20 protein-coding genes are annotated in these 20,465 nt (G+C 41.9%); 11 read left to right on the top strand and 9 right to left on the bottom strand.

Annotated features, from left to right (window positions below; genetic code table 11):
• Nucleotides 1–985: zinc-dependent alcohol dehydrogenase family protein (locus A3775_RS10435; protein ID WP_082803713.1), on the top strand; the 985-nt coding region annotated here is incomplete at its 5' end.
• A gap of 6 nt (nucleotides 986–991) precedes the next feature.
• Here A3775_RS10435 and A3775_RS10440 read toward each other — a convergent pair.
• Nucleotides 992–1,297: an acylphosphatase gene (locus tag A3775_RS10440; RefSeq protein ID WP_066378876.1), complete on the bottom strand. Its 306-nt coding sequence runs from the start codon at nucleotides 1,295–1,297 to the stop codon at nucleotides 992–994.
• Nucleotides 1,298–1,388: 91 nt separating this feature from the next.
• Between A3775_RS10440 and A3775_RS10445 the strand changes: the two genes are divergently transcribed.
• The 3 genes from A3775_RS10445 (at nucleotide 1,389) to A3775_RS10455 (ending at nucleotide 5,431) form a co-directional block, all read left to right on the top strand.
• Nucleotides 1,389–1,763: a DUF1823 family protein gene (locus A3775_RS10445; protein WP_066379582.1), complete on the top strand. Its 375-nt coding sequence runs from the start codon at nucleotides 1,389–1,391 to the stop codon at nucleotides 1,761–1,763.
• A gap of 550 nt (nucleotides 1,764–2,313) precedes the next feature.
• The gene (locus A3775_RS10450) at nucleotides 2,314–3,972 is read left to right on the top strand and encodes an alpha-amylase family glycosyl hydrolase (protein ID WP_066424870.1); all 1,659 of its coding nucleotides are present in this window, start codon (nucleotides 2,314–2,316) and stop codon (nucleotides 3,970–3,972) included.
• A gap of 415 nt (nucleotides 3,973–4,387) precedes the next feature.
• Nucleotides 4,388–5,431 carry a 3-deoxy-7-phosphoheptulonate synthase gene (locus A3775_RS10455; RefSeq protein WP_066378873.1) on the top strand — a complete coding sequence of 348 codons (1,044 nt, stop codon included), beginning with the start codon at nucleotides 4,388–4,390 and terminating at the stop codon, nucleotides 5,429–5,431.
• Between the two features lie 204 nt (nucleotides 5,432–5,635).
• Here A3775_RS10455 and A3775_RS10460 read toward each other — a convergent pair whose 3' ends face one another.
• A complete protein-coding gene (locus A3775_RS10460) occupies nucleotides 5,636–7,546 on the bottom strand; it encodes a cyanophycin synthetase (RefSeq protein WP_066424872.1) in 1,911 nt (636 codons plus the stop codon).
• Between the two features lie 317 nt (nucleotides 7,547–7,863).
• Here A3775_RS10460 and A3775_RS10465 point away from each other — a divergent pair, with 317 nt between their 5' ends.
• The 5 genes from A3775_RS10465 (at nucleotide 7,864) to A3775_RS10485 (ending at nucleotide 11,703) form a co-directional block, all read left to right on the top strand.
• Nucleotides 7,864–8,076, top strand: coding sequence for a hypothetical protein (locus tag A3775_RS10465; RefSeq protein ID WP_066379579.1), 213 nt, complete (start codon nucleotides 7,864–7,866; stop codon nucleotides 8,074–8,076).
• Between the two features lie 462 nt (nucleotides 8,077–8,538).
• Nucleotides 8,539–8,808 (top strand): 30S ribosomal protein S15, encoded by a 270-nt coding sequence (gene rpsO / locus A3775_RS10470; protein WP_066378867.1) that lies wholly within the window; start codon nucleotides 8,539–8,541, stop codon nucleotides 8,806–8,808.
• Nucleotides 8,809–8,820: 12 nt separating this feature from the next.
• Nucleotides 8,821–9,291, top strand: a complete 471-nt coding sequence (locus A3775_RS10475) for a PAM68 family protein (protein ID WP_066378864.1) — start codon at nucleotides 8,821–8,823, stop codon at nucleotides 9,289–9,291.
• 269 nt (nucleotides 9,292–9,560) lie between these two features.
• On the top strand, nucleotides 9,561–10,619 hold the full coding sequence (aroF, locus tag A3775_RS10480; RefSeq protein WP_066378861.1) for a 3-deoxy-7-phosphoheptulonate synthase: 1,059 nt from the start codon (nucleotides 9,561–9,563) through the stop codon (nucleotides 10,617–10,619).
• A 388-nt stretch (nucleotides 10,620–11,007) separates the two neighbouring features.
• Entirely contained in the window at nucleotides 11,008–11,703 is a 696-nt protein-coding gene (locus A3775_RS10485; RefSeq protein ID WP_066424873.1) for a DUF305 domain-containing protein, read from the top strand.
• A gap of 99 nt (nucleotides 11,704–11,802) precedes the next feature.
• Here the strand turns inward: A3775_RS10485 and A3775_RS10490 are convergent, their stop codons facing one another.
• The 3 genes from A3775_RS10490 to A3775_RS10500 form a co-directional block, all read right to left on the bottom strand.
• On the bottom strand, nucleotides 11,803–12,399 hold the full coding sequence (locus A3775_RS10490) for a hypothetical protein (RefSeq protein WP_066378856.1): 597 nt from the start codon (nucleotides 12,397–12,399) through the stop codon (nucleotides 11,803–11,805).
• Between the two features lie 110 nt (nucleotides 12,400–12,509).
• Complete coding sequence (locus A3775_RS10495) at nucleotides 12,510–13,364, bottom strand: AraC family transcriptional regulator (RefSeq protein WP_197480127.1); 855 nt, start codon at nucleotides 13,362–13,364, stop codon at nucleotides 12,510–12,512.
• Between the two features lie 201 nt (nucleotides 13,365–13,565).
• On the bottom strand, nucleotides 13,566–14,189 hold the full coding sequence (locus tag A3775_RS10500) for a class I SAM-dependent methyltransferase (protein WP_066378854.1): 624 nt from the start codon (nucleotides 14,187–14,189) through the stop codon (nucleotides 13,566–13,568).
• A gap of 93 nt (nucleotides 14,190–14,282) precedes the next feature.
• Between A3775_RS10500 and hemH the strand changes: the two genes are divergently transcribed.
• Nucleotides 14,283–15,449, top strand: coding sequence for a ferrochelatase (gene hemH / locus A3775_RS10505; RefSeq protein ID WP_066378853.1), 1,167 nt, complete (start codon nucleotides 14,283–14,285; stop codon nucleotides 15,447–15,449).
• Between the two features lie 377 nt (nucleotides 15,450–15,826).
• Nucleotides 15,827–16,372: a hypothetical protein gene (locus tag A3775_RS10510; protein ID WP_066424875.1), complete on the top strand. Its 546-nt coding sequence runs from the start codon at nucleotides 15,827–15,829 to the stop codon at nucleotides 16,370–16,372.
• Here the strand turns inward: A3775_RS10510 and A3775_RS10515 are convergent.
• The 4 genes from A3775_RS10515 to A3775_RS10530 form a co-directional block, all read right to left on the bottom strand.
• Complete coding sequence (locus tag A3775_RS10515) at nucleotides 16,369–16,908, bottom strand: DUF4126 domain-containing protein (RefSeq protein WP_066378850.1); 540 nt, start codon at nucleotides 16,906–16,908, stop codon at nucleotides 16,369–16,371. The genes A3775_RS10510 and A3775_RS10515 overlap by 4 nt on opposite strands.
• 276 nt (nucleotides 16,909–17,184) lie before the next feature.
• Complete coding sequence (purB, locus tag A3775_RS10520) at nucleotides 17,185–18,480, bottom strand: adenylosuccinate lyase (RefSeq protein WP_066378848.1); 1,296 nt, start codon at nucleotides 18,478–18,480, stop codon at nucleotides 17,185–17,187.
• Nucleotides 18,481–18,573: 93 nt separating this feature from the next.
• Entirely contained in the window at nucleotides 18,574–19,479 is a 906-nt protein-coding gene (locus A3775_RS10525) for a YihY/virulence factor BrkB family protein (RefSeq protein WP_066378845.1), read from the bottom strand.
• 282 nt (nucleotides 19,480–19,761) lie between these two features.
• Nucleotides 19,762–20,465 (bottom strand): DUF58 domain-containing protein (locus tag A3775_RS10530; RefSeq protein WP_231866984.1); only part of this gene is annotated, 704 nt, incomplete at its 5' end.

A 20,465-nucleotide genomic window follows, 5' to 3' on the forward strand; every position in this document is an offset into this window, starting at 1 on the left:
GCGTGCAATGATTTTAGAGGCAACAGGTCAACCCTTACGGTTAGTTGACTTGCCCATGCCAAGTTATAATTCTGAGCAATTGCTGATTCGGGTTCATGCTTGCGCTGTGTGTCGCACAGATTTACATATAGTGGATGGGGAATTGACACAGCCAAAGCTACCTCTGATATTAGGACATCAAATTGTCGGTAATGTAGAGGCGATAGGCGCAAACGTTGATAATTTTCATGTTGGGCAACGGGTGGGTGTGCCTTGGTTGGGTTATACTTGCGATCGCTGCCCCTATTGTCTATCCGGTAAAGAAAATCTCTGCGATTTTGCTGAGTTTACAGGTTACAATCTAGACGGAGGCTATGCAGAATATACCGTAGCTGACCATCGCTTTTGTTTTCCCTTAGACCCCAGTTACCCTGACCTACAAGCAGCACCTTTGTTATGTGGCGGCTTAATAGGCTATCGCGCCTACAGAATGACTGGTAATGCTCAAAAATTAGGTTTTTACGGTTTTGGTTCCTCTGCTCATATCCTCATTCAACTAGCCCGTTATCAAAACCGTCAAGTATTCGCTTTTACCCGACCAGGAGATACTACAAAACAAGACTTCGCCCGTCAGTTAGGTGCAACTTGGGCAGGTGACTCCGATATCTTACCCCCAGAACCATTAGACGCAGCAATTATCTTTGCACCCGTAGGCAAGCTGATACCAATAGCTTTACGTGCAGTTGCTAAAGGTGGTGTAGTAGTATGTGCCGGAATTCATGCAAGTGACATTCCCTCGTTTCCCTACAGCATTCTTTGGGAAGAAAGAGTATTAAGGTCTGTAGCTAATTTGACCCGCCAAGATGGAGCAGAATTTTTAGCCTTAGCACCACAAATTCCTATTCATACAGAAATCAACGCCTTCCCCTTAACTCAAGCCAATCAAGCTTTAGATGCCCTCCGCAACGGTAAAATTGAAGGTTCAGCAGTCTTAGTAGTCGAGTAACTCAATTCACTCCACAACCCGCTTCACATCAAACCCCCGCAACCCTTCCGGGTGTTCATACTCAACCGCAACATTCTGCACCACAGCCGCAGGGGGGCCAGCATGACACCAGTGTACCATCTCTTCGACAATTTCCCGCGCCCCTTCCAACACCGCTTCCACCCGCCCATCAGGAAGATTTCGCACCCAACCAGTTAACCCCAACTGGCTAGCAGTCTCCACAGTAGCGTAGCGATACCCCACGCCCTGAACTCTACCGGAAATCAACAGATGGGCGCGAATTAATTTTGATTGTGGTGTAGGATTTGGCATGGACTGGTCTATGCTATACAATCACCAGTCTACATTGTTTGTTCATCCAGAACTAATCTTTAAGAGTAAAATTTTGATTTCTGCATTGCTTATGTCTGAACTACCACCACTAAATACAGATACTATCTGGGGTATTCTCAACGACCAAATTGATGATGCTACTGTTTTACAATTAGTCTGGTATTACTTAGGTTATCGTTACGACTCCACCACCGGCAAATGGGATAACAGCACAGTAGCACCAGAGTGGCGAGACGAGTACCCAGAACCACCTAATTTTCTTGAAAGTCGTCCAGCCACGATGAAATTAACCCGTTCTATCCCTCAGCCATACAAACAAGGTCTAAAAGAAAAATTGGGTTTTAAAGGTTACAAAATCGGGACTTTTACACCACGAGACACCCGCAGAGCTACATCAGCCAATTGGTTACTAAGTTATTTGCTGCAAACTACTGATAATCAATAGTAATTAAATTTAGCAAATATTCGGTTATTAAATTAATCTGAATGCCGAGTATTTGCTTTCTAATAAAATATTGGCGGTGCTGATGTAATTAAGAATGTGCCTCACGCATACCGCTAACGCGAAACCCGCTTTCTTAGGTGCAAAAACGCAAAGGAAAAAAGAAATAAATTCATACTGCGATTTGGTCAAGCTAAAAATAATTTACTTATCTATATCTGATGATAGTAGACACTAAATTATGATCTGTATGCCAATTATGTCAGATTTAAGGGACTTCCAGATAAAAAAATATCCAAAGTGTAGGGTGCGTCAGTACGAGAAACCCCAGCTATACCAAGAAAATATTTATTCTGACGCACCCTACTAACAGTCGATTTGGATAATTTATTTTTTGGTGTTCCCTAAGTAAAGATAAACCTTCTCTTAATATAGCCAAGACTCTTACCTGTGATAGAGAAGAGCTTGCTTAATTATTTCTTCCGACCGATTTGCAAAATGAATAATAATTAGAAAATATTTGTTATCAACATTTTATATTTTATAAAATTTTATGGCAAAGCCAATTGAATTTAATTTTTTTGCTCCTCATAACAAAGGTGCTGCATTAATTGGTTCTTTTTCTGATTGGCAAGCAATCACCATGAACAAAGGGGATGATGGTTATTTTCGTACAACTGTTGCATTAGAGGACGGAACTTATGAATATAAATTTCGCGTTCAGACAAAATCATGGTTTTTTGAACAAGACCAATGGGTAGATGTTACAGACCCCTATGCTACTAATATTGATGAATTAAGTGGTCAAGATAATGGAGTGGTGAGAATTAAAGACGGTGAGAGAATTGTTGATACTTATGTTTGGCAATATGATAATGAACCTCTACCGCCTGACCACAAATTAGTGATTTATGAATTACACATTGGAGATTTTTCTGGTGGAGAAGATGACCCTCATGTACGGGGCAAATATCAACACGTTATTGAAAAGTTAGATTATTTGTGTGAATTAGGCATCAACGCTCTTGAATTACTGCCTGTAAAAGAATACCCTGGTGATTATAGTTGGGGTTATAATCCTCGTTATTTCTTTGCTACTGAATCTAGTTATGGTTCTACGGCTGATTTAAAACACCTGATTGATGAGTGTCATCATCGCGGTATTCGTGTGATTATCGACGGAATTTATAACCACTCAGAAGCATCCAGTCCATTAACACAAATTGATCATGATTATTGGTATCACCATCAGCCTCGTGATCCTGATAATAACTGGGGGCCGGAATTTAATTATGAACACTATGATCAAGAGTTAGAAACTTACCCAGCCCGCAGATTTATTGGGGACACTGTGCGTTTTTGGATTGAAGAATATCATATTGATGGCATTCGCTACGATGCAGCTAGACAAATAGCTAACTATGATTTTATGCACTGGATTGTGCAAGAAGCTAAAAAAACTGCCGGTGGCAAGCCATTTTATAATATTGCAGAACACATCCCAGAAACTACCAGCATTACTAATGTAGATGGGCCAATGGATGGATGCTGGCATGATAGTTTTTATCATACAATTACAGCCCATATTTGCGGTGACACCTTTGATTTAGAAAACCTCAAAGATGTGATTGACTGCAAACGTCAAGGTTTTCTGGGTGCAACCAATGTGATCAATTATTTGACTAACCATGACCACAACCATCTTATGGTTGAGCTAGGTAATCGTGGTATTTTGGATGAAGCAGCTTTTAAAAGGGCTAAACTAGGGGCTGCTATTTTGATGACTGCTGTTGGTGTACCCTTAATTTGGATGGGGGAAGAATTTGGGGAATATAAACCTAAGCAACCAGATCCATCTAAAATTGATTGGACGGTGTTAGGCAATGACTTAAATCGTGGTTTATTTGAATACTATAAAGGTTTAATTCATTTACGTAAAAATAACCACGCCCTCTATACAGCAAACATTGATTTTATTCATGAAAATCCAGAAGCTAAAGTATTAGCCTACAGTCGTTGGAATGAAAAAGGTTCTCGTGTAGTAGTGGTAGTGAATTTTTCCGACAACTTCCTGGCTGGTTATCATGTCCCTAATTTCCCTTGTGGTGGAACATGGCACGAGTGGACAGGCAATTATGATGTTGAGGCTGGTGAGGATGGTATCATCATTGATATAGGAGATTACGAAGCGAAAGTATTGGTTTGGCAGTAATAAAATATACTTGCATTCACATAACATCTAAATATCGCATCCAAGGGGGAGGAAGCATACCCCCTTTTTAAGTTGTAGGGTGGGCATTGCTTGAGATTTGCTTAAACCCCTAGTTTTGCATTGTTAGCTGTGCATCACCTAACGCTGATTGAGCAGGACTTACGCAACTGGCATATTAGTAGGGTGCGTCAGATATCACAAATACGTTGATTGACAGCATTTAAACAGTCTGACGCACCCTACAAGACATCTGTAATGTGACACTTGCGTAAGTCCTAAACTATGACAAGCCTGTTATGTCTATTTTTTCTGACTAGGCTACAAAAAGTAGATGAATTTGGGTTGTACATTTCATTTACAATATGTGTATCGATTCTACCCAAAATGAATTAGTATCAGTTTAGAGAATTCCTCCATGCACAATAAGTTAACCAACACAAATATTGAAAAATTTCACGTTCTATTAACTCCCAACGAAGTTAAATCAAAATTACCGTTAACAAAAACTGCTGAACAAACTGTTGTTAAGTTTAGAAAAGAAATAGAACAAATCCTAGATTTTCAAGACAGTAGAAAATTTATAGTAGTTGGCCCTTGTTCAATTCATGACACGAAAGCTGCACTTGAATATGCGGAAAAATTAAAAGTTTTGGCTGAACGTGTGCAAGATAAGTTGCTGCTAATTATGCGGGTTTATTTTGAAAAGCCTAGAACAACTGTAGGCTGGAAAGGTTTAATTAATGACCCAGAAATGGATGATTCTTTTCATGTAGAGAAGGGTTTATTAATCGCCAGAGAGTTATTAATCAAACTTGCGGAATTAGGTCTACCTAGTGCTACAGAAGCTTTAGACCCAATTATACCGCAATATATTGGGGAGTTGATTACTTGGTCGGCGATTGGCGCACGCACAACTGAATCCCAAACTCACCGGGAGATGGCAAGTGGTCTGTCGATGCCTGTAGGTTTTAAAAATGGTACTGATGGTAATATTAAAGTAGCTTTAAATGCTCTACAATCTGCGAGAACACCCCATAATTTTTTAGGTATTAATCCTAAAGGACAGGTGAGTGTATTTGAAACTAAAGGTAATGCTTACGGCCATGTGATTTTGCGTGGTGGCAATCAACCTAACTTTGATACTGAGAGTGTCAGCTTGGTAGAACAAGAATTGAAAGCAGCTAAGTTACCGCCGAGAATTGTCATTGACTGTAGTCATGGTAATACTAATAAGAACTACAAGTTACAAGCTGCTGTTTTGGACCATGTTGTGCAACAAATATTAGACGGCAATACTTCAATTGTGGGGATGATGTTGGAATCAAACTTATATGAAGGTAATCAACCAATTAACTGTCAACGGGAAGAATTAAAATATGGTGTTTCTGTGACTGATCCCTGTATTGGTTGGGAGGAAACAGAACAGGTTATTTTAGCCGCTTATGAAAAGCTGAAGTAGAGACTTTAATGCAACGTCTCTACAAATCATTTTTACAGCATATTTCATGTTAGTGCAGTACATAAGGGCGGGCAAGATGCCCACCCTACAAGATTTGTGCTGTAAATTTAGGTGGGCAATCCTAAAAATTCGCTCCAAATCTGATTTTTACGTTGTGTTATTGCCCACCCACCCTACGGTTATGGAGAATAGTAACTGAAAAAATTACAAAATTGTGCTGATTTCTTTCAAATAAACTTGTTTGAATGATTCTTCTGCGCCTAAAGTAAAGTCTTCAATTATTCCTTTACGTCGCATCGAAACATCGTTTTCTTTTTTGATGATTACAGTAGAACCATCTACCATATCTCGCATTAACATCATTTCTGTTTCGTTAGGGTTATCTAGAACTACTAAATTACTACCGTGGTAAAACATACCCTCTTTTTCCAAGATGTCTGCGGGATATTCAGCAATTAGTAAATCTAGTTTGGGATGACGCAACAACATTTGCATATTACTATTGTATTCTCTGTGTAATACTTTGGGCGATCGCTGCATAAATACACCATCCCGACAAACACCCCCTATCGTCCATTCAGGATGTTCTGACAGAATATGTTCTATTGTGGCTTGTAGTTCCTCTCCAGAAATTTTATTAAAGGTAATAATCGGAATTCTCGCATCTATCCCAGAAGCAAAAAAGGTTTCCAAAATATAGGCAGGTACATCCACACTGTCACCCTCAGCCGGGTTGAGGTGCATCAAAATTCCCGGTGCGGCGTTGATTTCCAAAATGGAAAAATTACCCTGTTTCCAAGATTCTGACAGACTTTCGGCAATGACATCAATACCCAGGCAAGTCAGACGGAAGTGTTGGGCAATATCTTGTGCCAACATCATATTATCATCGTGCATGGTGTGGGTTGCATTGATGCTGACACCTCCGGCTGAGAGATTGGCGACTTTTCGCAGATAAACAACTTCTCCCTTGTCCAGCACAGTTTTCAATGACAAACGCTGTTCTTCCAGATATAATTCCAACTCTTCATCGATTTGAATTTTACTCATCGGTGAAGTTGGGGTGTCTAAACGGGCTATTTTACGGTTCTCTTGGCGAATTAACTCAGCAATTGTCGAGTCGCCATCACCTACAACTGATGCTGGTTGGCGTTCCGTAGCAGCGACAAATTTACCATTCACACACAGTAGGCGAAAATCTTTCCCTGATATGTTTTTTTCCACAATAATCCGTGTTGATTGGTCTTGAGGAATTGCCGCCAATGCTCTATCATAGGCTGATTCTAGTTCGTCTACATTTTTTACGCCTGGGGTGACACCAATTCCTTTATGACCAACTACAGGCTTAATCGCTACTGGATAGCCAATTTCTCTGGCTACTTGGCGGGCTTCTTTACAAGAAAACACAATTCTGCCTTTTGGTACTGGGAAGCCCAAGCTTTTCAAAAATAATTTACAGTCATCTTTGCGGGTGGTCAACTCTGAATCTAAGTGACTATCACAGTCAAAGGTGGTTGCTACACCTCGAACCTGTTTTGTTCCCCAACCATATTGTATTAGTCCTTCTTCCCAGAGATAAAAGAAAGGAATACCTTTTTCTTGGGCTGTTCGCAATAAGGCGTAAACTGTCGGGCCACCATAAACAGATTGACGGAATTGATTTTGTAAGCTCAAAAATTGGTCTTCAAAGCCAAAATCTTGATCTTGGTTAATGGCTTCAAACCAGTCCCAAACAAAGTAGATTACAGCTTTAGTGGTGCGCGCGTGTAGTGTTTGGACAGCAATCCGCGCATAATTGGGATAGGGCTTGACACTCCAACGATTCAGGTGTAAATCCATGCCTAATTGTGCCACTGCGGATACAGTTTGGGCGAATAGTTGGGCGTAGGATTCATAGGTTTGTTGCTTCAGATGGGGATAGCGATCGCCTACACGAGTAATATAATCCTCAATAGGTAGTGGCTCTTTATCTCCCACCAGGGCAAAATCAAATACTAACGCTGCTACATCTAAATCAGGGTTAGGCCCGACATAATGTCGAAAATTGAAAATATCAAATACATCTGTCTTCCTGGCATTAATCCGAACTAAATCGGTGCTTTTTTCCTGAACCATTGATGTTTAACCTTTAGCTAACTACGCTTACATCCCATCTTTAATTGCCGCTAATAAGTCTGACTAATTTTCAATTGCTTGTTTTGATCCCTGCGTCACTAATTAATTAAAACTTGGTATAAACAGTTTATAATTAACTTCCGCTCTCAGCATTTTCAACTATCCCAGGACATAATTTAACAAATTTTGTTTGTCCTTCACCTGGAGAATTTTGAGAAATATATTTGTTGCCCATAAAAAAATATAACTCTAGATAGGTGTAAGACTTCAGCAAAGTTTATATAAATAGAAGAATGGGTTCAGAAAACAGCAAACGTATGAATAGTACACAAGCTACTCTGAGAGATGAAGTCAGACAACTTGCAGAAGAAGCGTTTCACCTCAAGCTGATTTCTGGTTATGGCGATGGGGCGGATGTCAATGAATATCAAATTGTCTATCAAGGCAAACCCAGACATCTCCCACTAGACCAAGCACGCTTTTTCTTAATAAACCTCATCTATAGAAACCAGATTCACCCCCTGGGTTAAGTGGAAAAAATCCTGGAAAAGTTAACAGTGTTGAGCATTTTTTTGCGCTATTTTTGTAACAGGTAATTCTGAAGAAGTTATCTGTTGCAACATTTTTGGGACAATTATTATTTGATTTTTGATTTGTTCGCCAATCTTATTCTTAACCAAGGATATCATCTACCAAATCGCTGATACTCGCCTGTACATTTGGATAGATTTTATTTTTTTGTTTACAATATCACAATTTAGTTAGATGAAATTTTGACAGATAAACCATTAGCAGTGTGTGGCGCAAAACTGTATATTCTGCCCTACACCCCTACACCCCTACACCCCACTTTAGTTAGGGACTTGCCCAGCTTGGGGGCAAAAATCCTCAATTCTCAGTACCAGCCCAAGTCATGCCACACACAACTTAACAGCTGTGATATGATGAGAGACTGCTGCATACATTTAGACTAAATATAACTTGAATCAATCATGGCTCTGACGCAACAGCGCAAACAAGAAATCATTTCTAGCTACCAAGTTCACGAAACTGACACCGGCTCGGCTGAAGTGCAAATCGCTATGCTAACAGCACGTATTAACCGTCTTAGCGAACATCTTCAGGCTAATAAAAAAGACCATTCTTCCCGTCGGGGCTTGTTAAAGCTGATTGGGCAGCGCAAGCGACTGCTAGCTTATGTCCAAAATGATAGCCGGGAAAAATATCAAGCCTTAATTGAACGCTTAGGTATTCGTGGATAAGGAAAAATATTTATGTCTGCTGAAGGCTCTGAACGCAGTCGTTTGCCATTTGAACCAAAAACCAAACGCCAAAAACCTGCAAAATCTCAAACTAATCCACCAATAAAGTCAAAAGCACCTGAAAAACAGGAAAAACAGCAGCCACCTTATACTAAAGAAGAGATGGCTATTCCCCAGGTGGTTAGTCAGCGCATGATCCGCCGAGTAGCAGCATTTTGCGGGATTCCCACAGCTTTGGGTATTACCACGTTAGTTGTTAGTTATCTGCTTGCCACCTACTCTGAAATCAAATTAGCTCCCATCGCTGTCTTATTAGTGAATATGGGGCTGTTTGGTTTGGGTGTGTTAGGAATCACCTATGGTGTTCTTTCTGCCTCTTGGGACGAAGAAAGAGTTGGCAGTCTACTAGGTTTTGGTGAATTTACCACCAATTGGGGACGAATGGTAGACGGTTGGCGCGAAACTCGGCAGAAAAAAGCATGAACAACGCCGCTCAGGTATTGGAACTAGCTGCGATTATTGGGTAAATTTTTAGAGTCAATGTTGAAGTTCAAATCATGACTTCAACATTTCTAATCAAAAATCTATGATTAACGTTTAACCCCCATAAGCAGTTATAAACGCTCTGAGCGTCGTTTTTTTAAGTATAAATATCCATTCTTATTTTTTCATGACTAAACTAAAAATATATAAACCAAGATGAAATGCCTACTTGTTTGAAGCGCAAACGCAATTAAACAGGAAATATATTTATGATTGTAGTCATGAAAGTTGGTTCCCCAGAAGCGGAAATTGACCGTATTAGTGAGGAACTAAGTAACTGGGGGCTGACACCAGAAAAAATTGTTGGCAAACACAAGGTAGTCATTGGTTTAGTCGGGGAAACTGCTGACTTAGATCCATTACAAATTCAAGAATTTAGCCCTTGGATTGAGCAGGTATTACGAGTAGAACAGCCTTATAAACGAGCTAGCCGCCAATTCCGTCACGGCGAAGCTTCTGAAGTAGTGGTAAACACGCCAGATGGCCCTGTTTTCTTTGGGGAACACCATCCGGTGGTAGTGGTTGCTGGCCCCTGCTCGGTGGAAAATGAGGAGATGATTATCGAGACGGCGCAGCTAGTGAAGGCAGCAGGAGCGCAGTTTTTACGTGGTGGTGCATACAAACCCCGCACATCACCTTACGCCTTTCAAGGTCACGGCGAGAGTGCTTTAGAATTATTAGCTAAGGCGCGGGAAGTCAGTGGACTAGGGATTATTACAGAAGTGATGGATGCGGCTGAACTGGAGATGATCGCCGAAGTGGCTGATGTGGTACAGGTAGGCGCAAGAAATATGCAGAACTTCTCTTTATTGAAGAAAGTAGGAGCGCAGTCAAAACCCGTATTGCTAAAGCGGGGAATGGCAGCTACTATTGAAGATTGGCTGATGGCTGCTGAGTATATTTTGGCAGCAGGAAACCCCAATGTGATTTTATGTGAGCGTGGGATTCGCACCTTTGACCGCCAATATACTCGCAATACTTTAGATATTTCTGTAGTGCCAGTATTGCGGAAATTAACCCATCTACCGATGATGATTGATCCCAGTCATGGTACTGGTTGGGCGGAGTTTGTGCCGTCAATGGCGATGGCGGCGATCGCAGCTGGTTGTGATTCTCTGATGATTGAAGTTCATCCCAACCCCAAAAAAGCCCTATCAGACGGGCCGCAATCTTTGACACCAAAGGCTTTTGACCACTTAATGCAAGAATTAGCAGTAATTGGTAAAGCCGTCGGGCGTTGGCCTCAACCAGCCGCAGCTTTGGCGTAAAAGGATACTAGGGAATAGGGACTGGGGACTGGGGACAAATCAAGTCAAAAGTCAAAAAATTTTGGGAAACATCTCCCCTGCTCCCACCCTGCGGGTGAATCCTACGGATACGCTGCGCGTTCGCGTAGCGTCTCGTAGAGAGCGCGGTAGCGTCTCGTAAGAGAAGCAAGCTACATCTCCCTTATCTGCCTCATCTCCCCTGCTGTCCACACAGTAATCTTTGGGCAAAAAAGAAGTAATTTTCCCTGTTTCCTATTCCTGATTTCATGCTGATTTCACTTTGGTTTGACAAGCTAGATATCTGAACTACTGGCTATCTCAAACAATTGTTGACTCTCTACCAAGCTGGAGAGTTGAAAATGAAATCAGGAAACATTAAACCAGGCTTATGGGACTCTTACCTTTGCAAAATCGTTTTTTGGCATTGAGCGTTGTATTGCTGACTTCCTTTACAGGGGGAGTTTTGACAGCTTGTTCTACTAGCACTCAAGCCCAAAATCAAGATTCTCAGACTATTGCCAATGATATCAGCGATCGCCAACCGATGAATCATGGCAGTGGTATGATTCACAATATGGCAATGGATTTAGGCCCAGCCGATGCTGACTATGATTTGCGGTTCATTGATGCAATGATTCTGCACCATCAAGGGGCGGTAGATATGGCTAAGGAAGTCCAACAAAAATCCAACCGCCCAGAAATGCAAAAGTTAGCAGCCGATATCATCAAAGCTCAAAACCAAGAAATTGCTCAAATGCAGCAGTGGCGAAAAGCTTGGTATCCCCAGGTAGGAGTTAAACCAATGGCTTATCATGCCAAAATGAATCATGTGATGGAGATGTCATCTGAGCAAATCAAAGCTATGAAGATGAGCCAAGACTTAGGCGCAGCTGATGCAAAATTTGACCTGCGCTTTCTCAACGCGATGATTCCTCATCATCAAGGGGCTTTAGTGATGGCTCAAGATGCTGATCAAAAATCTCAGCGTGGGGAAATCAAAAACCTAGCTCAAGCAATTATTCAAGCCCAAAATACTGAAATTAACCAAATGCAACAGTGGCGAAAAGCTTGGTATAACCAATAGTATAGCACAGGAAATAGGGAATTTTGTTTTTTAAGACGCGATTTATCGCGTCTCTACATGAGAATTTTTGGCGGTTCTCAACAGTATTGTATTCTGAATCTAACTGGCTAATTTTCTTGTTTTTTTCATAGCAAATAAGCGCAGTATCATTGCTACAACTAACAAGCTGGAAAAAGGTAAATAAATTGGGATTGACTGCGGAATTTTGACAACAAATTCTGTGGTAAAAGCTAACCAAAAATAATACATGCCAGTGGTATGCAATATCTGCCAGTATCGTCTACCTAACAAAGTTGCCGCACGATTAAAAGAAGTCACAGTCATGGCCAAGATGAAGATGTAACCTAAAATCGACAAGAAGGCAAATTGGGGACTGTTTCCAGAGGTGACAAACCACAAGCCAGTCCAGGCGATCGCATGATAAGTATGGGATACTGCCATTGATACTCCCAAATAGCGGCGATTTTTCACCAACCATGCACTATAAGGTGTTGCCCAAATTTTGTGTAAAGCCGAAGCTACAAAAGCACCGAGAAATAAGATACAAGAAGTCCGGGCTGTGGCTCTAACCGCCATTCGCATTCCTAACTCATCAATACCTTGAAATAGCCATATTACAGCCACTATCACCCCAATCGCTAGGGTAGTAAAACCAACTATACCCCATCCTTTGCTAAAAAATTTGTTACCTATCATCTGAATAAAAACCGTAACATAAAATTGCTGATAGGTATTGAGTTTAGCGATCGCTTGCAGTTGCTGTCTTGCCGATTCTTCCGAAAAATGTTCTGATATTCCGCAAAGTTTTATAACAATTTGCGATAGGCTTTTGGTGTGGTTGAGGTGTGTTGGCGAAATACTCTCGTGAAATGACTTTGATTTTGAAAGCCGACTTCCTGACAAATCTCTATCAGTGTCAACTCGTGTCTGTGCAGTAATTGCTTGGCTTTTTCAATCCGGCATTTTGTCACATACTGTAATGGTGTTAAGCCTGTAGATTGCTTGAATAAACTGGCAAAATAATGGGCACTGAGATGAACTGAAGCCGCAATTTTATCTAAAGTCAAATTTTGGTCTAAATGTTCATGAATGTAGGCGATCGCTTCCTTTAGTTTATACTTAGGCAAACCACCGCTAGATTCTGGAATTTGCTGTGGGTGTGAAGCGTATCGCCGCAGTAAATGAGCAGACAAAGCAGTTGCCATTGATTCAGCATACAGCTTACTGTCAGCTTTACCCGCTTGCAACTCAGTCATCAATGCTAATCCTATATGTTCAATCAAAGGATCACGTAACTGCAACTGTGGCACAATCTCAATTTTGTCTGCATCCACAAATTCATAAGCAGCACGAGCCAGAGTAGCAGGTTCTAGAAATAGTTCGACTAATCCCACTTCACGAAATACCTGCGCTTTAGGAAAAAGCTCATACGCTGGCAAAATCCCAATATCACCCTTGGTGTAATCAATATACTGCCAATGATTGTTTAGCCACCAGCCAACACGCACATCCTCAAGGCAGATTACAATAAAATGCTGCTGCAATAGCATTTCTGGCATTTCGTCAGCCGGCTCTCGCTCATAAATCAGGTTTAACCCATTCCATCCCATTTCATAGCTTGAGAGTAAATGTAAATGCTCTGGAATTTCGTTCTCAGACACGGTTAGTTTTGACTTTGGTTGACTGTTCTTAATTTATCAGCCAATGCCACGTCGCGACGCTGCGAATTCAAAATTCAAAACTCTTGCATTAAAGAATCCTTGGGAAATGGGGAGCAGGGAGGCAGGGGAGCAGGGGAGCGCAGGAGAACAACTAATAACTAATGACTAATGACTAATGACTAATAACTAATGACTAATGACTTATTTTTTCGCTTGAATTACCTGCAAACTACCCCCTGCATACAAAGTAGGTTTACTCACCTCAAACCCAGTCTGAGTTAACAATTCAGCTAAATCAGTTTTGAGTAACTGCCAAGCTGTTTCTGTCTCAAATAATAAGAAAAATATGGATAAACCAGGCCAAAATATCGGGTTATTCGGCGCATGAAAATCTACTAATGTAAACACACCTCCTGGTTTTAACACTCGGTAAACTTCTTGAATAATTGCTTGCAATTGTTCTGATTCCATTTCGTGTAAAGCTGCACTGGTATGCACCACATCAAACTGGTTATCTGCAAATGGCATTTTTTCAGCGAAAGCTTCTACATAAGCAGCTTCCGGGACATTTTGACGCGCTCGTTGCAACGATAATGGTGAGGCATCAAGTCCTGTTACATTTTGTGAATATTTCACCAAAAATTGCGTCGTTTGCCCACTGCCACAACATAAATCTAAAATCTGAGAGTCTGAGTTAATTGTGAGTCCTTGTAAAGCGAGTTGGCGAAAACGGGCTTCACCACCGACGCTGATAGCGGCTACACGAGCGATCGCATCGTACAGCCATTGATAACGGTAACTTAAATCTCGTAAAATTGTTGCCATTGTACCTTACCAAAATGTTAAGCTTTATATTAAATAAAGATATATTGTTAACATTAGTAAAAAAATAGAAAAGGTTGGGGGAAAATAGCAGCTATGGGTCGTGTAGGCGTTTTATTACTCAATCTCGGTGGCCCCGATAAGTTAGAGGATGTAGGGCCGTTTTTGTATAACCTGTTTTCAGATCCGGAAATCATACGCCTACCGTTTCGCTGGTTGCAAAAACCCCTAGCTTGGTTCATCGCTTCACGGCGAACCAAAACCTCACAAGAGAACTATAAACAAATTGGTGGCGGTTCTCCACTGCGGCGCATTACAGAAGCGCAAGGAGAAGCCTTAAAAGCACAATTGCGTGATTTGGGACAAGAAACCAATGTTTATGTAGGAATGCGTTATTGGCATCCTTACACCGAGGAAGCGATCGCCCTGCTGACTCAAGATAAAATTGACAAGTTGGTAATTCTGCCGTTATACCCCCAATTCTCTATCAGTACCAGTGGCTCTAGTTTCCGTCTGTTAGAAAGACTTTGGCAAGAAGATCCCAAACTGCAAAGTCTGGATTACACCGTCATTCCTTCCTGGTATAAACAACCAAGTTACTTACAAGCAATGGCGGAACTTATCCAGCAAGAACTAGAACAATGTCCTAATCCTGAGCAAGCTCATGTATTCTTTAGCGCGCATGGTGTACCCAAGAGCTATGTAGAAGAAGCAGGTGATCCCTATCAGCAAGAGATTGAGGAATGTACTGCGCTGATTATGCAAACCCTCAATCGTCCCAATGCTTACACCTTAGCTTATCAAAGTCGGGTCGGCCCGGTGGAGTGGTTGCAACCCTATACAGAAGATGCGCTTCAAGAACTCGGCGCAAAGGGTGTAAAAGATTTAGTCGTCGTACCTATCAGTTTTGTCTCGGAACACATCGAGACATTACAAGAAATTGACATTGAGTATCGGGAAATAGCCGAAGAAGCAGGAATTCACAATTTCCGGAGAGTACCCGCACCTAATACTCATCCCGTATTTATTCGCGCTTTGGCAGACTTGGTAATTGATGCCCTCAATCAACCGAGTTTCAAGCTTTCACAAGCCGCCCAAATGAAGAAGAAGGTGAAAATGTATCCTCCAGAAAGATGGGAATGGGGTATGACTACCAGCGCAGAAGTTTGGAATGGTAGGATTGCGATGTTGGGCTTTATTGCTTTAATTATTGAGTTGATTACAGGTCAAGGTTTGCTGCATTTGATCGGACTTTTACATTGACATACTCCCCGCAATTGAATTGCGGGGATTCTAGCTTCAAACAGTAAAAAGTCACGCAGCATCAACCTATATTAGCTACTTTTGAGTTGTGATGATCACCTCCCTCGTTGGGGAGGTGTTTGTGTTTAAATGGAGTATTTTGTAATTTCTGTGCTTCCCATTGTAGATTGATGTAACAACAGATAAATTACGCGAACATCTCCAGTAAAGATTTAATGTCATATCTTGCACCATTCTCAATCAGCTGAAGGCGATGCACATCCAACAACGTAAAACTAAGGCTTTTAGCAAGTTGCAAGCAATGCCCAGCCTACAAAAATTATCATCAAGGAACAGGTGCAAGATATGTGTAATGGTTTATTTACTGGCGGTGAGCAATGAAAAAATTGATTTGGTTTTCTAGTTTTAGTCTGGCGATCGCCACAACCAGTTTACCAGCTGTAGCGCAGATACAACCAGCCCAGCCTGTTCAACCAATCCAACCTGTACAACCAATCCAGCCTGTACAACCAATCCAGCCAGGAGCGCAAATTTCACCCAGACAACGAGGCGTGTTTGAGCGCACTGCTCCCCAAATCAGCAGTACGACAGGTTTCCGTGATGCCCATTATATCAGTGTGTATACAGGAGAGCAACCATTATCCTATATTGCGGTTCGTCCGCCTGAACTGGTTAACATTGGCAACATTGACATTACAAATCAAGCTGGTGAGCAAATAGATGCCAATATCATGAGAGAAGGTGACATAATTAGGATTAATTTTTCTCAACCAGTACCTCCAGCCACCACTCTACAAATCGCCTTCAGGAATTTGGCTTTAGATAGTCCCAATCGCAATTTTTATCTATATGAACTGGCTGGTGGACATCTTGGTTATCGGCGAGAAATACCCTATGGTTTCGCCCAAGTTCAGGTATTTTAACAGCTTTTGTGATACCAGTTATACCACTGTTTAGCACTACGCAAAGCAAACCACAGGAGGATTAAAGCAATTAATCCTCCTTGCCAGGGAGCATCAAAGGCAAACAGCACTAAAGCTATACACAAGGTGTCTTGCAGAAAAACTGCCCACAGTGGCAAACCCCGCAAGCGATAGAACCAACCCACCTGCACTAGCTGGAGTACCAAAGCGAATAAACCCCCAATGACAGCAATTAACCAATGTGGCGTGGCTGTTGCGGAAGCTACCGCTAAACCCATGATTGCGCCCACCAGAGGAGACAATAATAACTGAATAATTTGTAAAATTCTTTGCCCCCAAAGTTTTTTTGAGGCGTATAATTCTAGGAATGACCAACTACTCAGACAAGCTAACAAAAGTGCTGGGGAAAGGTGAGATAAGATTGGAACTTTTGACCATAAATCATGGCCCTGCAAAAGTCCAAAAATTAATAAGGGTACCCCTATTCTCAAGCCAGCCGCCGCAGAAGCCGATAGTAACGCTAAAATTTCTATCATTAAGACTTACAACGTTAATAAATACACAGCTATTTGCTATTTATACTACCCACGCTTGGGGAAAATTACAGCATCATCTACGACTCTGGAGTGATGATATACTTAGTTTTATCAGTAACTTTACATACTTGATTTCAGGTCAATGAATGTTGGGATTGCTGGCATTAAACCCGACTGGCTTGTATTTGGTAAAAAAATACGGGTAAGTTTCTCCTGGGGTTTTCCCCCAAGAGTAGACTACCTCTTTGAGCAAAAATGCTACCTGAACCCGTAGAATTAAATCCCCAATCTTTGGTAAACCTGATCTAGATGGCGAAGATGTTGCTGTGGATCAAAACATACAGCAATTTCGGCTGGTGTCAACTTTTGAGTCACACGGGAGTCTTGAGTAATCAAGTTGTGGAAGTTGCCTTCTGGTTTATTCCACGCAGCGTGAGCGTTTTGTTGCACAATCGCATAAGCTTCTTCTCGGCTCATGCCTTTTTCTACTAAAGCCAGTAGCACTTTTTGGCTGAATACCACCCCACCATAGCAGTTGAGATTTCGCGCCATGTTTTCTGGGTATACTAACAGGTTTTTCACCAAGTCAGTAATTTCCACCAGCATAAAATGTGTCAAAATACAAGCATCTGGCAAAATTACCCGTTCGACAGAACTGTGGGAAATATCCCGTTCATGCCACAAGGCGACGTTTTCTAAAGCTGCACCGGCATGACTTCTAATCAGTCGCGCCATTCCCGTCAACCGTTCGGAACGGATGGGGTTACGTTTGTGGGGCATAGCACTAGAGCCTTTTTGCCCTTTGGAGAAGAATTCTTCGACTTCCAGAACGTCGGTTTTTTGCAGATTGCGAATTTCTACAGCAAAGCGTTCGATGGAGGCGGCGACTAAGGCTAATTGCTGCACATAATCGGCATGGCGATCGCGGGAGATGACTTGAGTAGAAGCGGTATCTGGTTGTAGCCCTAGTTTTTGACAGGCGATCGCTTCTACTCGTGGTTCAATGTTGGCGTAAGTTCCCACTGCGCCGGAAATCTTACCGACAGCAATGGTTTGGCGGAGAGTTTGCAGTCGTTGTTGGTGACGCAACATTTCCGCCAACCATCCCGCCAGTTTAAACCCAAAAGTAATCGGTTCAGCATGAATACCATGCGATCGCCCAGCCATGACTGTATAACGATGTTCCCGTGCTTTTTCCCGAATCACCTGAATTAAGTTTTCCAGGTGCTGCGCTATCACATCCAGACTCGCAACCATTTGCAGTGCTAAAGCTGTATCTAGCACATCTGAACTGGTTAAACCCAAATGAATATAACGGCCTGCATCGCCTACATATTCATTAACATTAGTCAAAAAAGCAATCACATCATGGCGGACTTCCGCCTCTATCTCCAATACTCGTTTGGGAGCAAAATTAGCCTTGGCTTTGATTTCCTCAACAGCCTCAGATGGAATATAGCCCAGTTCCGCCTGGGCTTCACAAACGGCAATTTCTACTTGCAGCCAGGTTTTGAACTTATAAGCTTCAGTCCACAGGTTGCCCATTTCGGGCAAAGTATAACGCTCAATCAACGTTCGCGGCAGAATACAACTGTCATATTCTACAGTCTATTTAGCACATCTCAATCTACTTTTTGTGGTGCAATGGCGTTAGTTGTAGGTAGTTCACGACTTTCTTTGTTGAGTAGGGTTTGTCTGATTTCTGGATATGGCGCGACGCGATGGGACAATGGGTTTACCGTATTTTCTCGCATACACCTGGGTAAACTCAGCCCCAAAAAACAGAATTTGGGCGGTGTAGTAAACCCAAGCTAGGATGACTACCAGTGAACCCGCAGCACCATAAGTTGAAGCAAAACTACTATTAGCTAAATATTGTCCGAGTAAGAACTGACCTAGCACAAATAAAACTGAGGTAATACTAGCACCGATTAAAACATCGCTCCAAGCTAGTCTGACATCCGGTAGAACTTTAAACACTAGCCCAAATATAAAGGTAGCGATCGCCAAGGACAAGATAAAATTAACTATCTGCCACAGGAAATTCACACCAGGAAATAAACCACTAAAATAATTCACCAATGCTGTTAATACTGCACTAGCTATCAGGAAGAGCAACAGCAAAATACCAATACCCACTACCATCCCAAACGACAACAAGCGTTTGCGGATGATGTTACTAACACCACGACCAGGACGGGGTTGCACTTCCCAAATTGTGTTGAGAGAATCTTGTAACTCGGCAAATAAACCAGTTGCACCCAATAAGAGCAATAAGAGACTAATTATAGAAGCTATGGTTCCAGCTTGTGGCCTGTAGGCGTTTTTGATGGCTATCTCGATAAATTCTGCACCATCTCTACCTACTAAACTTTGTATTTGGGAAACAATTTCTCCCCTTGCTGCTTCTTCACCATATACTGCACCAGCGATCGCAATCACAATAATCAACAATGGTGCGATTGAAAAAATTGTGTAGTAAGCTAAAGCAGCTGCCAAGCGCGAGGCTTTATCTTCATTCCATTCTTGAAACGCTTCTTGAAACAGCTGCCAAATGCTCCGCAAATTCATTTAATCAGTCTCCTTAGTGGACAGATGCCGCTTTCTTCTCTTGACACACATCTTGCACCTGTTCCTTGATGATAATTTTTGTAGGGTGGGCATTGCTTGCAATTTGCTAAAAGCCTTAGTTTTACGTCATTGGATGTGCATCGCCTGACGCTTATTGAGAAAGGTGCAAGATATGACTTGATATATTTGTTACTGATTTCCTCAGTAATAACATCTTTCCCTAGATACTTATCAGGCTTCCTTAAGGCAGAATTTTTGATAGGACTTACACAAGTGTCATAATTAAAAACTCGTGTAGGGTGCGTCAGAAGTAATAATTGGGTAAAAATCACAGTTTTTCAATATCTGACGCACCCTACTAATATGCTGCGAGACGCTCGGCGAATGCCCACCGGAGGCATCGCCTTTGACTAATCCTGTGGCTGCTGTCCACAGTTGCACCTGTAATTGCTGACGCTGTGCGTAAAAATACAGCGATGCTGCGGCAATTACTGCTTGTTCAAAGTTTTCTGCTTGCCAATTACCAGCACTATCAAGGGCAATAATAATTTCCTGTCCACTTGTGACTATTTCCAATTCCCGTACCCGTAACTCCCCATAACGTGCGCTAGTCCGCCAGTGAATTAAACGCATGGGGTCGCCGATGCGGTAGGGACGAAGCGATCGCACTAACCCTGATGTGGCTGTCTGCAAGGGTTTACCAGTATACTCACTTCTTTGACTTTCTTCCTGTCCTAATTCATCTACTAGGGGACAAGTTTTTAAAGGTAATACTGTCGGATAAACAATAGCTGTAGCTTCACAGTGGCGTTGACGGCGACTCCAGAATAATCCTAAAGGTGCGCCTGTCACCAATTCCACAGTGTGCCAGCGATATATCCCTCGATTTTGGGTAGGCTGGGAATATGACCAACGGTACAGTAAGCTGACAGGTTGCTTAGTGGGGTTGTGAATTTGTAATTCTAAGATTAAGTCATCCCCTGCGG

The sequence above is a fragment of the Anabaena sp. 4-3 genome (genome assembly GCF_001597745.1).
Taxonomy (GTDB): Bacteria; Cyanobacteriota; Cyanobacteriia; order Cyanobacteriales; family Nostocaceae; genus Trichormus.

What these genes read in the sequence shown, in the direction of transcription:
- A3775_RS10440 (WP_066378876.1), bottom strand. Translation starts at nt 1,297, where the DNA reads ATGCCAAATCCTACACCACAATCAAAATTAATTCGCGCCCATCTGTTG.
- A3775_RS10445 (WP_066379582.1), top strand. Translation starts at nt 1,389, where the DNA reads ATGTCTGAACTACCACCACTAAATACAGATACTATCTGGGGTATTCTC.
- A3775_RS10450 (WP_066424870.1), top strand. Translation starts at nt 2,314, where the DNA reads ATGGCAAAGCCAATTGAATTTAATTTTTTTGCTCCTCATAACAAAGGT.
- A3775_RS10455 (WP_066378873.1), top strand. Translation starts at nt 4,388, where the DNA reads ATGCACAATAAGTTAACCAACACAAATATTGAAAAATTTCACGTTCTA.
- A3775_RS10460 (WP_066424872.1), bottom strand. Translation starts at nt 7,546, where the DNA reads ATGGTTCAGGAAAAAAGCACCGATTTAGTTCGGATTAATGCCAGGAAG.
- A3775_RS10465 (WP_066379579.1), top strand. Translation starts at nt 7,864, where the DNA reads ATGAATAGTACACAAGCTACTCTGAGAGATGAAGTCAGACAACTTGCA.
- rpsO (WP_066378867.1), top strand. Translation starts at nt 8,539, where the DNA reads ATGGCTCTGACGCAACAGCGCAAACAAGAAATCATTTCTAGCTACCAA.
- A3775_RS10475 (WP_066378864.1), top strand. Translation starts at nt 8,821, where the DNA reads ATGTCTGCTGAAGGCTCTGAACGCAGTCGTTTGCCATTTGAACCAAAA.
- aroF (WP_066378861.1), top strand. Translation starts at nt 9,561, where the DNA reads ATGATTGTAGTCATGAAAGTTGGTTCCCCAGAAGCGGAAATTGACCGT.
- A3775_RS10485 (WP_066424873.1), top strand. Translation starts at nt 11,008, where the DNA reads ATGGGACTCTTACCTTTGCAAAATCGTTTTTTGGCATTGAGCGTTGTA.
- A3775_RS10490 (WP_066378856.1), bottom strand. Translation starts at nt 12,399, where the DNA reads ATGATAGGTAACAAATTTTTTAGCAAAGGATGGGGTATAGTTGGTTTT.
- A3775_RS10500 (WP_066378854.1), bottom strand. Translation starts at nt 14,189, where the DNA reads ATGGCAACAATTTTACGAGATTTAAGTTACCGTTATCAATGGCTGTAC.
- hemH (WP_066378853.1), top strand. Translation starts at nt 14,283, where the DNA reads ATGGGTCGTGTAGGCGTTTTATTACTCAATCTCGGTGGCCCCGATAAG.
- A3775_RS10510 (WP_066424875.1), top strand. Translation starts at nt 15,827, where the DNA reads ATGAAAAAATTGATTTGGTTTTCTAGTTTTAGTCTGGCGATCGCCACA.
- A3775_RS10515 (WP_066378850.1), bottom strand. Translation starts at nt 16,908, where the DNA reads ATGATAGAAATTTTAGCGTTACTATCGGCTTCTGCGGCGGCTGGCTTG.
- A3775_RS10525 (WP_066378845.1), bottom strand. Translation starts at nt 19,479, where the DNA reads ATGAATTTGCGGAGCATTTGGCAGCTGTTTCAAGAAGCGTTTCAAGAA.